We start from the raw sequence: 12170 nt of genomic DNA, 5'->3' as shown, positions 1-12170 counted from the left end.
GCGCGGCAGGCCCATGTCGCGCAGCAGGCGATCCTCGAGCCCGAGGGCCGCCACATACTGGCGCCGCAGCCGCTCGCGCGCCCGCCGGCGGGCCAGTACCGCCTTGAAATCGTTCAGCATCATTTTCTCCCCCTTGCCGCGCCGTTTCCGGTGCGCGCAAAATGAAGGCGACCCGTGTCGGACCTCTGTCCTCCGCGGGCGGCGTGTTTCAATTGTCGCGAGCTTCGGGCCGCGAACCATCGGGACAGTGTCGACCGATGAGCCGGCGACCGGACGACAGGTCCAGTCGAGCCGTGCGCCTCATATAGAGGCCGGCGCGCGCCCCCGCAACCCCGGGTCGATCAGCCGCGTGGCAATCGCGATGCGCTCCGCGCTTCATCGCCTTCCGAAAGCAATCGAGGCCATTGGCGGATGGGCAAGACCCGACCGCCCGGCATATCGGCGGCGGATCGGCGAAAATGAATACCGGCGCAGAGGCGATCATCCATGGCGGTGCGCGCGGGCAACAATCCGCGGAGCGCCGGGGGCCGGTCCATGTTCGTTCTGGTCTCTGCCGGTGAAAAACGATAGGGTTCGCGGCAAAAGCAAGAACAAGCGGGCAAGAGGCGATCGATGCGGTTGGTGCTGAGAGCGGCGGCGCGGCTCGCCTGCGTGGCATTGTTGGGCCTGTCGGCGACGGGCTGCACCCTGCCGCGGTCCGGACCGACGGCGAGCGAGATCCGCTCGGCGGGCACGACACCCGGCTATGACATGCATATCGTCACGGTCAATCCGACCATCGCCGCCGAGACGCGGGTCGATGCGAAGCTCGGCTTCGGGTCCAGCTTCCTCGACGCCGGAACCGTCTCGCCTGACACGATCAGCCCCGGCGACAAGGTCGAGGTGACGGTCTGGGAAAATGTCGACAACGGCGTGCTGTCCGGCGTCGGCCAGAAGGCGACGGTGCTGAAGGAGCTTCAGGTCGATCAGTCGGGCGAGATCTACGTCCCCTACGCCGGGCGCCTGCGCGCCGCCGGGCTCAATTCCGAGGCGCTGCGCGGCGAGATCACCCGCGGCTTCGAATCCCAGACGCCGGACCCGCAGGTCGAGGTGCGGCGCGTCGCCGGCGACGGCGCCACTGTCAGCATCATGGGTGGGGTCAACTCGCCCGGCGTCTATCCGATCCAGGCGCCGACCCGCCGCCTGTCGCCGATGCTGGCCGCCGCCGGAGGGGTGCAGATCGTGCCGGATGTCGCGCAGATCAAGATCGAGCGCGGCGGGCGTACCGGGCGAATCTGGCTGCAGGATCTCTATGACGATCCGCGCAACGACATCGCGCTGCGCGCGAACGACCGGATCATCGTCGAGGAGGATCGGCGCGCTTTCACCGCGCTCGGCGCCTCGACCACGCAGGCCCGGGTGAATTTCTCCAAGCGCGACATGTCGGCGCTGGAAGCGATCGCCGCCGCCGGAGGGCTCAATGGCCGGGCGGCCGATCCGACCGGCATCTTCGTCTTCCGCAGCGAAAGCTCGGAGGTTGCAAACAGGGTGCTTGGCCGAACCGATCTCGTCGGACCGCAGCGCATGGCCTATCTCCTCGACCTGACCCGGCCCGAGGGCCTGTTCTCGGCGCGCGAATTCGTCATCCGCGACGAAGACACCGTCTACATGACCGAGGCGCCCTTCGCCGCCTGGAGCCGCGTGATGGCGGTCGCCGTGACCGCGGTGTCGCTGGCCGGCTCCGTCGATTCGCTCGCCAATTGAGAAGAGGGAGGCATCCGTGCAGTATTTGAAGACGACCGCCGTACTCGGCGCCACGCTGCTGGCGCTGGGTGGATTCGGCCTTGGCGGCAAGGGCGCGGTGGCGCAGGAGAACGAGGAGCTGGCCAAGAAGCTCGCGAACCCCATCGCCAACATGGCCAGCGTACCGTTCCAGTACAACTACAACAACGGCTACAAGCCCGAGGACGGCCACCAGTCCTACGTGAACATCCAGCCGGTGATTCCGTTCTCGATCAGCGACGACTGGAACGTGATCTCGCGCACCATCTTCCCGGTGATCAGCCAGGACGGCGTCATTCCCGGCCAGGGATCGCAGTTCGGCACCGGCCAGACGACGCAGAGCTTTTTCTTCTCGCCGAAGGCGCCGACCAGTGGCGGCCTGATCTGGGGCGTGGGTCCGGCGTTCCTGATCCCCACCGCCACGGACGACCTCGGAACCAACCAGTGGGGCGCCGGGATCACCGGCGTTGGCCTGACCCAGCGAGGCCCCTGGACGGTCGGCATGCTGGCGAACCAGATCTGGTCCATCACCGGCAATTCCGAGCATGGCCAGATATCGAGCAGCTTCCTGCAGCCGTTCGTCAGCTACACCACGCCCACGGCGATGTCCTTCACGCTGAACACGGAATCCACCTATGACTGGGAGAACGACACCTGGTCGGTGCCGATCAACGCGCAGGTGGCGCAGATCGTGCGCTTCGGCACCCAGCCGGTGCAGCTCGGCGCCGGCGTGCGCTACTGGGCCGAGTCGCCCGATGGCGGTCCCAAGGACTGGGGCGCGCGGCTGCTGATGACATTCCTGTTCCCGAAATAAGGCCCGCTCCCGAAGCCGGGAGCAATATCCAACCAGCCAAAATCGTCTGGCGTTCAGGATATCGTGCTAAATCAAGACTCTGGAGTGGACGAGCCGGCCCTGCCGGATCGCCCGCTCCAGGCGCGCCGCCAGTGGGTCCGCGCGTCCGGGCCGACCGACCCGCTGGCGACGAGGCGAAACCGGGGTGCCAGATCCAGCGCCGGGACATGCATGGGTCCGACCGCCGGCACGCCCTCGGCCCCGAGCGCGAGGCCGGCCCCGAAGCACACAACCTCGTCCACCTGATCCGCCGCCAGCAACGCGCCGGCCAGCCGGCCGCCGCCTTCGCAGAGTACGCGGGTCAGGCCGCGTTCGCCCAGCGCCCGGGTGAGCGCGGCCGGATCGAGCAAGCCATCGGGCGCCCGGGGGACTTCGATCAGTTCGGCGCCCGCGTCGCTCCAGGCCGCCCGCGGGGCCGGATCCGCTCCCGAGTGATGGCAGAGCCAGAGCGGCGTTTCGCGCGCGGTCCGTCCAAGATAGCCGGTGAGCGGCAGGCGCAACCGACCGCTGACCACCACGCGCACCGGCCGGACGTGGTCGAGACCGAGGCCGCGCACATCGAGACGGGGATCATCGGCCAGCGCGGTGCCAGCCCCGACCATGACGGCGTCCGACCGGGCGCGCAGCAGATGTCCCTCGGCGCGGGCGCGCGGGCCGGTGATCCAGCGGCTCTCGCCGCTTTCCGTGGCGATGCGGCCGTCGAGCGAGGTCGCGAGCTTCAGCGTCACCATGGGCCGTCCCGCCATGATCCGGTTGAGAAAGCCGCGGTTGAGGACGGCGCCCTCGACCGCGAGGCATCCCGTCACCGTGGGAACGCCCGCCGCCCGCAGCGTCGCGATGCCCAGGCCGTTGACCCGGGGATCCGGATCCTCGATGGAGACGACGACGCGGGCGACGCCGGCCGCGATCAGCGCGTTCGCGCAGGGCGGCGTGCGTCCGGTATGGGCGCAGGGTTCCAGCGTGACATAGGCCGTGGCCCCGCGCGCGAGCGGGCCCGCGTGGTCGAGGGCGACGGTCTCGGCGTGCGGTCGTCCGCCCAGCTGGGTGAAGCCGCGGCCGACGACCCGCCCGTCAGGCGAGACGAGCACGCATCCCACGGCGGGGTTCGGCCAGGTCCTGCCAAGCGCGCGCCCGGCCAAGCCCAACGCCACCCGCATCCAGCCGGCATCGGCGTCGGTCAGCGCCACGGCTTCACGCGCCCCATGCGATTGACCGGAACGGGGTCAGTCTTCTTCCCGCGCCGTGGTCGATGGCCGAAGCTCCGAAACAAAATCCTCGAAATCGTCCGCTGCCTGGAAATTCTTGTAGACGCTCGCGAAGCGCACATAGGCGACCGTGTCGATACGGGCCAGCGTTTCCATGACGATGGCCCCGATGGTGTCGGAGGGCACGTCCGTCTCACCGAGCGACTCGAGCCGGCGCACGATGCCCGAGATCAACTGGTCGAGCCGCTCGCTCTCGATCGGGCGCTTCTGCATGGCGATGCGGATCGAGCGTTCCAGCTTGTCGCGGTCGAACGGCTCGCGCCGGCCGTTCTTCTTGATCACCACGAGATCGCGCAGCTGGACCCGCTCATAGGTGGTGAAGCGCCCGCCGCAGGCCGGGCAGAACCGGCGCCGGCGGATCGAGACGTGATCCTCGGCCGGCCGACTGTCCTTCACCTGGGTATCGATGTTCCCGCAAAACGGACAGCGCATGCCCCCTCCTCGACGGACCGCGTTCGATGGTCGCCGCACTATAGGCGGGACGCAACAGCTTGGGTAGATGCAAGTTGGGTCTACAATATGGCCGGGCTGTCCATGCCGATGCGTCTGCTCAGGCCGCCTCGAAACCCGCCAGCACACCGACCGCGTTGCGCCCGATCGCCTCGACCGCGTAGCCGCCCTCCATCACGAACAGCGTCGGCAGGCCGAGTTCGGCGATCGCCGCGCCGATAGCGGGATAGTCCGGCGTGTCGAGCCGGAACTGGCTGATCGGATCGCCGCGGTAGGTGTCGACGCCCAGCGACACGACCAGCGCGTCGGGGGCGTAGTCGGCGACCGCGGCGCGCCCTTCGTCGAGCGCGCCGCGCCACGCGGCGAAATCGGTGCCGTGCGGCAGCGGCAGGTTGAGGTTGAAGCCCTCGCCCTCCCCCTCGCCCCGCTCGTCGGCATGGCCGAGAAAGTAGGGATATTCCACGATCGGATCGGCGTGGATATTGACCACCTGCGCGTCCCGCCGGGCATAGAAGATCTGTTGCGTGCCGTTGCCGTGGTGATAGTCGATGTCGAGCAGGCTGACCCGGCGCGCGCCGCCCGCGATCAGCCATTCCGCCGCCACCGCCGCGTTGTTGATGTAGCAATAGCCCCCGGCGAATCCCGCCCCGGCATGGTGGCCGGGCGGACGGCAGAGGGCGAAGGCCGCGCGCTCGCCCCCCGCGACCAGCGCGGCGGCGGAGAGCGCGGTGTCATGGCTCGATTTCACCGCGTCCCAGGTGCCGGCGACGAAGGTGGCGCCGGCGTCCATGCTGTAGTAGCCGAGCAGACCGTCGATGTCGCGCGGGGGGATGTCGCGGCGCAGGCCGGGCACCGGCCAGACAAAGGGCATCGCGGTGCCGGACCGCCCCGCCTCGGCCCACATCGGCCAGGCGCGCGGCAGGAAGTCGAGATAGTCCGGCGCGTGGACCCGGCCGGCCGTCTCCAGGCCGTGCGCCTCGGGCGGCTGTATCGGGCCGAGCCCGACCTCCTCGACGCGGGCGCGAATGATCTCGGCGCGCGCGGGCAGTTCGAACGCCGGCACGATAGCGCCGGAATTCAGCTCGACATTGCCCGCGTGGCTCGCGTGTCGCGGCGAAAAGACGGTGCGCATCGCTTCGGTCCCCCTTTCCCGCGCTTCTATCGGCCGGGCGCCCACCGGCGCAAGTTGTCCGGCTTGACATCGGACGGCTATGCGTGTTTATGCGCGTTGATGCCGATTTATGAGTGATTGCGACCATGTCCGTCTATCTGAATTCCGAGCGGCGCGAGACGATCGCCGAGCGGCTGGCGCGCGGCGACCGGGTGCTCGCCGCCGATCTCGCACGGGAATTCGCCGCGTCGGAGGATACGATCCGCCGCGATCTCCGGGCTCTGGCGGCGGCGGGACTCTGCCGCCGGGTCTATGGCGGAGCCCTGCCGGTCGCGCCCGGCGCCGGGCCGGTCAGCGCGCGCGCGGGTGTGGCCGCGGACGCCAAGGCGGCGCTCGGCGCCGCGCTCGCCGGACTGGTCGCGCCGGGGATGACGGTGTTTCTCGATGCCGGTGGCACCACGCTCGCCGCCGCCCGCGCCATTGCCGCGGCGGGCGTGACCATCGTCACCCACGCGCCGCTGATCGCCGCCGCGCTGGTGGAGCGGCCGGGGATCACCCTCGTCCTGCTCGGCGGCCGCGTGGATCCGGTGGTCGGCGCCTCGGTCGGCGCCCGGGCGCTGGCCGAGGCCGAGGGATTGCGGCCGGACCTCGCGCTGCTCGGCGCCTGCGGCCTCGATCCCGAAGCGGGCGTGACCGCGCATTCGGTCGAGGACGCGGCCTTCAAGCGCCGGCTCGCCTCGGCCAGCGCGTCGGTGGCCGTGGCGGCGGATCGCCAAAAGCTCGGCACGGCGGCGGCCTTTCCGGTGATTGGCGTCGATGCCTGCGACGTTCTGGCGCTGGAAGCCTCGACGCCCGGCGACCTGCTGGCGCGGTTCCGCGCCGCCGGGCCGCGCGTGCTGGAAGTGGACACGGACGGGAGGGTGCGCGCATGAGCCTCGCGATCGAACGGGCGGGCTGGATGCCCCGTCCGCGTTGGGCAATCTCGGCCCTGTTCCTCGCGAACGGCTACGTGGTCGGCAACTGGGCGCCGAAGATCCCCGAGCTGAAGACGCGGCTCGATATCGGCGAGGGCGTGCTCGGCCTGATGATCCTGGTCTTCGGCGTCGGCTCGCTGGTGCTGATGCCGGTGATCGGTGGCGTCATTGCCCGCGACGGGTCGCAGCGCGTCCTGCGCCTGCTGGCGCTGGCGATGGCGCCGGTCCTGCTCATCCTGTCCGTGACGCCGAGCCTCGCGACGACGGCGATCGCGATGTTCTGCCTCGGCGGCTTCGTCGGCGGCATGGACGTCGCGATGAATGCGAACGCGGTCGCGGTCGAGCGCGGCATGCGGCGCGCGATCATGTCCTCCTGCCATGGCTTCTGGAGCCTCGGCGGACTGATCGGCGCGGCCTCGGGCGGGGTGCTGCTGGCGCGGCTCGGCCCGATCGGCCACGCGCTCGTGGTGATGGTCGTCTGCCTCGGCCTCATCGCGCTCGCCTGGCCGAACGTGCTGCGCGATCAGCCCGAGGCCGGCGCGCCGAAACCGCGGCTCGAGCTGCCGCGCACCGCCTTGCCCTGGCTGATCGGCCTGGTCGCGCTGTTCTACATGATCCCCGAAGGCGCGATCCTCGACTGGGGCGCGCTCTACCTCAGGACCGAGCTCGGCGCGTCGGTCGAGACCTCGGGCCTCGCCTTCGCCGGCTTCTCCGCCACCATGGCGCTGATGCGTTTCTCGGGCGATCCGATTCGCGACTGGCTCGGCGGCGTGCGCACCCTGCGTATCTCGACGCTGGTCTCCGCCTCGGGGCTGATTCTCGCCGGGCTGGCATCGTCGCCGGCGGTCGCGCTGGCAGGGTTCGCCATCGCCGGCCTCGGTATCGCCAACATGGTTCCGATCATGTTCTCCGCCGCCGGCAACATGCCGGGCCTGCCACCGGGCATCGGCCTGTCGCTCGTCACCTTCATGGGCTACGCGGGCATGCTCTTCGCGCCCTCGGTGATCGGCTTCATGGCGGCCCATACCGGCCTCGGCCCGATCTTCCTCGGGCTGCCGCTGCTCTATCTGCTGGCCTATCCGCTGTCGCACCACGCGGCCCATGCCGACATGGCGGACCGCTGAGCGGGTGCCAAGGCAGACAGTTCGGCGGACGATGCCTCAGCCGCCCAACTGACCGTTCTCGAGCAGGATCGGCTGACCGTGCGGCGTCGCCTCGGCCGCGCGGTGCCAGGCGTCGGTCACGCTCTCGACCCGCGCCGGCTCCGCGAGGTCGCGATCCGCCAGCAGATACTCCAGCGCCCTCACCCAGGCCTGAAAATAGGGCACCGAACCGGTGGAATGCCGCGCCAGCGCGGCCGACCATTCCGTCCAGGTGAAGGCGCCCTTGTCGTGCAGATGCACGGTCAGGGCGAAGGCCTTGGCCTGCCACGGCTCGGTGAAGATCGGCGCGCCGTCCGCGTCGCGGGGCAGGAACGAACAGGCTTCAGGCTGGGTCAAGATAGACCTCCCAGGCATCGATTGATATCGTTTCCAGTGGATCGGCGCCTTGGCCCCATAGCTCGGACGCCGTAAAGACGACCGTATAGATCCATCCGGGCCGCTCGCCCAGACCATGCGCGTTGCTGTCGGGAAATACAAAGCACCCCTGAACCGCCTCGATCCGCCCGATCTTGCCGCGGGCGTAGCGCGGCAGGCGGGTATGACCGACCGGGTTCATCACGCGCGTCCGGACGAGATCGCCCGGCGCGAAAGCGGCCGGCGCCGTCGCCGGGCGGTCGCAGGGCGTGCCTCGCGCCATCGCCCCCGGCACCTCCGCCGAACGCAGCACCCGCCGGGGCGCCGCGCCCGGATCGACCGCGTGCCCGGCGGCGAGGTCGGCGTCGGTCACGAACCCGTGGCGCGCGAGCAGAACCTCCAGCGCCTTGATCCAGATCTCGTAGTAGCTCGACGCATAATAGTCCGCCGGACGCAGGCTTTCACGCGCATGGCGGCTCTCGTCGATGGTCCAGCGCCCCATCGCCCCGGCGGCGAGCGTCAGCCCGAGCGCCCGCCGTTCCCACGGCGCGTGGAACAAGGGCTCGTCCGACTCAGGCGCGATCGGACCGAAGCCATGCTGACCCCCGAGATCCTGCGGCCCGTTCATCGCTGAAGGATCATGGCTGGATGTTCATGGCGCGGCGACAAGGCCGGCGCCGATCATCGCGTCCCGGCTGACGAGCGCCGCCAGCGCCTCGGCGTCCAGCGCCTCCGTCCCGGCGGGGCGCAGCGGAATGACGAGATAGCGCAGCTCGGCCGTGGAATCCCAGACCCGTATCCGCGTCTCCGCCGGCAGCGTCACGCCGAACTCCGCCAGTACGCCGCGCGGATCGATCACGGCGCGCGCGCGATAGGGCGGCGACTTGTACCAGACCGGGGGCAGGCCGAGAACGCTCCAGGGGTAGCAGGAGCAGAGGGTGCAGACGACGAGGTTATGCTCCTCGGGCGTGTTGAACACCGCGCGCATATGCTCGCCCTGCCGGCCGGAATAGCCGAGATCGGCGATCGCCGCGGTCGCATCCTCGCGCAGCCAGCCGGCATAGTCGGGATCGGCCCAGGCGCGGGCGACCACCCGCGCGCCGTTGCGCGGCCCGATGTGATGCTCGTAGAGATCGACGATCGCATCGAGCGCGGCGGGATCGACGAGGCCCTTCTCGGTCAGGATGGTTTCGAGCGCCATCACCCGGGCCGTCATCGCGTCGAGCGAATTGTCGTGGTCCTGATCGTGGGGCATGGCGCGCGGAATTGGAGTTCTCTTCCTGATTGAACACGATGCCGAGAGCGATGCAACCGCCATGCGGACCCGACGCCGCGCCCGCGTCCGCATTGCAGTTGGACCGGGGATTTCCTATAAGCGGCGTGCGCGTGGAAAACGGGACGCAACTCCTTGATCGACAACCCGGAAGACGAAGAGAACGGCGGCGAGCCGCCCGAGCGGCCGATCCATTCCGGCCCCGCGATCGCCATCGAGGCCGAGATGCGAACCTCGTATCTCGACTATGCGATGAGCGTGATCGTCAGCCGGGCGATCCCCGACCTTCGCGACGGGCTGAAGCCGGTACACCGGCGTATTCTCTACGCCATGCACGAGACCGGCAATACCCACGACAAGGCCTATCGCAAATCGGCCCGGCCCGTCGGCGACGTCATGGGTAAATACCACCCGCATGGCGACAGCGCGATCTATGACGCGCTGGTGCGCATGGCACAGACCTTCTCGATGTCGCTGCCCCTGCTCGATGGACAGGGCAACTTCGGCTCGATGGACGGCGATGCCCCGGCGGCCATGCGCTATACCGAAGTGCGGCTCGACAAGCCGGCGGCCTATCTCATGGCCGATATCGACAAGGACACGGTCGATTTCCAGGCGAACTACGACGGCAAGGACATGGAGCCTTCGGTCCTGCCGGCGCGGTTCCCGAACATGCTGGTCAATGGCGCGGGCGGCATCGCGGTCGGCATGGCGACCAATATCCCGCCGCACAATCTCGGCGAAGTCATCGACGCGACGCTGGCGCTGATCGAGAACCCGGACCTCTCGGTCGCCGATCTCATGGAGCATATCCCCGCGCCCGACTTTCCCACCGGCGGCATCATCCTCGGCCGGGCGGGCGCGCGGAAGGCCTATCACGAAGGGCGCGGCTCGGTCATCATCCGCTCGCGGACCAGGATCGAGGAGATCCGCAAGGACCGGTTCGCCATCGTCGCGACCGAAATCCCGTACCAGGTCAACAAGGCGACCCTGATCGAGCGCATCGCCGAACTCGCGCGCGACCGCAAGATCGAGGGCATCGCCCATGTCCAGGACGAGAGCGACCGGTTCGGCGTGCGCGTCGTGGTCGAACTCCGGCGCGACGCGACGCCCGAGGTGGTGCTGAACCAGCTCTTCCGCTTCACGCCGATGCAGACCAGCTTCGGCTGCAACATGCTGGCGTTGAACGGCGGACGGCCCGAGCAGTTGACGCTGCGCGACTTTCTCACCCATTTCGTCGCCTTCCGCGAGGAGGTGGTGGCGCGGCGCACCGCCTACGAACTGCGCCGGGCGCGGGAGCGGGCGCATATCCTCTGCGGCCTCGCGGTCGCCGTCTCCAACGTCGACGAGGTGGTGGCGACCATCCGCTCCTCCGCCGATCCGGCCGAAGCGCGCGAGCGGCTGATGACCCGACGCTGGCCGGCGGTCGATATCGCGCCCTACATCGCGCTGATCGACGACCCGAGCCACCGGGTCAACGAGGACGGCACCTACTACCTGTCGGAGATCCAGGCGCGCGCCATCCTCGATCTGCGCCTGCAGCGGCTGACCGCGCTCGGGGTGAAGGAGATCACCGACGAGCTCGAGGAACTGTCCGGCAAGATTACCGACTATCTCGACACCCTGCGCTCGCGCACCCGGATCATGGGAATCATCTCCGACGAGCTGCGCGAGGCGCGGGAGCTGTTCGCCGTGCCGCGCCGGTCCGAGATCGTCGAACTCGAGGGCGAGGTCGAGGACGAGGATCTGATCGAGCGCGAGGACATGGTCGTGACCGTCACCGCCGGCGGCTATATCAAGCGCACGCCGCTGTCCGAATACCGGGCCCAGCGCCGGGGCGGCAAGGGCACGCAAGGCATGGCGACCAAGGACGAGGATTTCGTCACCACGCTCTTCGTCGCCAATACCCACACCGCGCTGCTCTTCTTCACCACCGACGGCATCGTCTACGAACTGAAGACCTGGCGCCTGCCGCAGGCGAGCCGCGGCGGACGCGGCAAGGCGATCGTCAATATCCTGCCGATCGGCGTCGGGGCCTCGATCGCGGCGATCATGCCGGTGGACGTGCCCGAGGCGGAATGGGCCTCGCTGCAGGTGATGTTCGCCACCTCCGACGGCGACGTGCGGCGCAACGCGCTGGACGATTTCACCAACATCATGCGCAACGGCAAGATCGCGATGAAGCTGCCCGAGGGCATCCGCCTGATCAACGCGCGGATCTGTTCCGAGGGCGACGACGTGATGCTGACCACGCGGCTCGGCAAGGCGATCCGCTTTCCGACCACCGACGTTCGCGTGTTCAAGGGCCGCGATTCCACTGGCGTGCGCGGCATCCGTCTCGCCGAGGGCGACGAGGTGGTCTCGATGGCGATCATCCGGCACTTCGAGGCGACCCCGGACGAGCGGGCGGCCTATCTGAAGATGCGCCGCGCGGTCGCCGGGGCCTCCGAGGAGGAGGAGGTCGAGGTCGAAGACGGTGAGGAAGCCCCCGCGGAGGGTGCCTTCGAGCTCGGCCAGGCCCGCTATGTCGAGATGTCCGAGGCGGAAGACCTGCTGCTGACCATCACCGAGAACGGCGCCGGCAAGCTCTCGTCCAGCCACGACTATCCGGTACGCGGCCGCGGCGGCCAGGGCGTCTTCGCCATGGATCGCGCCATGCGCGGTGGTCGCCTGGTGGCGCTGTTCCCGGTGGAGCAGGACGACCAGATCATGCTCGCCACCGACGCGGGCCAGTCGATCCGCTGCCCCGTCGCCGACATCTCCTTCCGTTCCCGCGGCGCCGGCGGCGTCCGCGTCTTCAACACCGCCGAGGGCGAGCGCGTGGTCTCGGTCGCGCTGGTCGCCGAGGGCGGCGACGAAGACGAGGACGAGGCGTAGAACACGCCATCCCAGGGCGCCGAAGCGGCGCTCTGGTTCCGCATCATCGGCGAATAGTCCGTTTCCACGCGCCTTGTTCTGACAAACCG

General features: G+C 69.2%; 11 protein-coding genes. 5 read left to right on the top strand and 6 right to left on the bottom strand.

The genetic code is table 11. The features are described from left to right. Positions 1–612 precede the first annotated feature (612 nt). Both Q0480_RS14300 and Q0480_RS14295 read left to right on the top strand, forming a co-directional pair. Positions 613–1743 (top strand): polysaccharide biosynthesis/export family protein, encoded by a 1131-nt coding sequence (locus tag Q0480_RS14300; RefSeq protein ID WP_299133913.1) that lies wholly within the window; start codon positions 613–615, stop codon positions 1741–1743. A gap of 16 nt (positions 1744–1759) precedes the next feature. Next, positions 1760–2575: a transporter gene (locus tag Q0480_RS14295; RefSeq protein WP_299133911.1), complete on the top strand. Its 816-nt coding sequence runs from the start codon at positions 1760–1762 to the stop codon at positions 2573–2575. 71 nt (positions 2576–2646) lie between these two features. Here Q0480_RS14295 and ribD read toward each other — a convergent pair whose 3' ends face one another. The 3 genes from ribD to Q0480_RS14280 form a co-directional block, all read right to left on the bottom strand. After that, positions 2647–3795, bottom strand: a complete 1149-nt coding sequence (gene ribD / locus Q0480_RS14290; RefSeq protein ID WP_299133925.1) for a bifunctional diaminohydroxyphosphoribosylaminopyrimidine deaminase/5-amino-6-(5-phosphoribosylamino)uracil reductase RibD — start codon at positions 3793–3795, stop codon at positions 2647–2649. 42 nt (positions 3796–3837) lie between these two features. Next, entirely contained in the window at positions 3838–4311 is a 474-nt protein-coding gene (gene nrdR, locus Q0480_RS14285; RefSeq protein WP_299133909.1) for a transcriptional regulator NrdR, read from the bottom strand. Positions 4312–4429: 118 nt separating this feature from the next. Further along, complete coding sequence (locus Q0480_RS14280; RefSeq protein ID WP_299133907.1) at positions 4430–5461, bottom strand: histone deacetylase family protein; 1032 nt, start codon at positions 5459–5461, stop codon at positions 4430–4432. Between the two features lie 125 nt (positions 5462–5586). Here Q0480_RS14280 and Q0480_RS14275 point away from each other — a divergent pair, with 125 nt between their 5' ends. Together Q0480_RS14275 and Q0480_RS14270 are read left to right on the top strand one after the other, a co-directional pair. Beyond that, on the top strand, positions 5587–6372 hold the full coding sequence (locus Q0480_RS14275) for a DeoR/GlpR family DNA-binding transcription regulator (protein WP_299133906.1): 786 nt from the start codon (positions 5587–5589) through the stop codon (positions 6370–6372). Then, positions 6369–7538: an MFS transporter gene (locus tag Q0480_RS14270; protein WP_299133905.1), complete on the top strand. Its 1170-nt coding sequence runs from the start codon at positions 6369–6371 to the stop codon at positions 7536–7538. The genes Q0480_RS14275 and Q0480_RS14270 overlap by 4 nt, the downstream gene beginning before the upstream one ends. Positions 7539–7574: 36 nt before the next feature. Here Q0480_RS14270 and Q0480_RS14265 read toward each other — a convergent pair whose 3' ends face one another. From Q0480_RS14265 to nthA, 3 genes are read right to left on the bottom strand one after another with little or no spacing between them, the layout of a single operon-like run. Further along, the gene (locus Q0480_RS14265; RefSeq protein WP_299133904.1) at positions 7575–7913 is read right to left on the bottom strand and encodes a nitrile hydratase accessory protein; all 339 of its coding nucleotides are present in this window, start codon (positions 7911–7913) and stop codon (positions 7575–7577) included. Then, positions 7900–8559, bottom strand: a complete 660-nt coding sequence (gene nthB / locus Q0480_RS14260; RefSeq protein ID WP_299133903.1) for a nitrile hydratase subunit beta — start codon at positions 8557–8559, stop codon at positions 7900–7902. Before nthB ends, Q0480_RS14265 begins: the two co-directional genes overlap by 14 nt. A 24-nt stretch (positions 8560–8583) precedes the next feature. After that, a complete protein-coding gene (gene nthA, locus Q0480_RS14255; RefSeq protein ID WP_299133902.1) occupies positions 8584–9186 on the bottom strand; it encodes a nitrile hydratase subunit alpha in 603 nt (200 codons plus the stop codon). A gap of 207 nt (positions 9187–9393) precedes the next feature. Here nthA and gyrA point away from each other — a divergent pair, with 207 nt between their 5' ends. After that, positions 9394–12081 (top strand): DNA gyrase subunit A, encoded by a 2688-nt coding sequence (gene gyrA / locus Q0480_RS14250; protein ID WP_299133923.1) that lies wholly within the window; start codon positions 9394–9396, stop codon positions 12079–12081. Positions 12082–12170: the final 89 nt, after the last annotated feature.

Source organism: uncultured Amaricoccus sp. (assembly GCF_937891315.1).
Lineage (GTDB): Bacteria > Pseudomonadota > Alphaproteobacteria > Rhodobacterales > Rhodobacteraceae > Amaricoccus.
The sequence above is the reverse complement of the archived record's forward strand: the minus strand, read 5'-3'. Positions and strand labels throughout refer to the sequence as shown.

Excerpts from the sequence above, each read along its gene's own strand:
- Q0480_RS14275 (WP_299133906.1), top strand. The coding sequence starts at position 5,587 with ATGTCCGTCTATCTGAATTCCGAGCGGCGCGAGACGATCGCCGAGCGG.
- Q0480_RS14280 (WP_299133907.1), bottom strand. The coding sequence starts at position 5,461 with ATGCGCACCGTCTTTTCGCCGCGACACGCGAGCCACGCGGGCAATGTC.
- nrdR (WP_299133909.1), bottom strand. The coding sequence starts at position 4,311 with ATGCGCTGTCCGTTTTGCGGGAACATCGATACCCAGGTGAAGGACAGT.
- nthB (WP_299133903.1), bottom strand. The coding sequence starts at position 8,559 with ATGAACGGGCCGCAGGATCTCGGGGGTCAGCATGGCTTCGGTCCGATC.
- Q0480_RS14270 (WP_299133905.1), top strand. The coding sequence starts at position 6,369 with ATGAGCCTCGCGATCGAACGGGCGGGCTGGATGCCCCGTCCGCGTTGG.
- nthA (WP_299133902.1), bottom strand. The coding sequence starts at position 9,186 with ATGCCCCACGATCAGGACCACGACAATTCGCTCGACGCGATGACGGCC.
- Q0480_RS14300 (WP_299133913.1), top strand. The coding sequence starts at position 613 with ATGCGGTTGGTGCTGAGAGCGGCGGCGCGGCTCGCCTGCGTGGCATTG.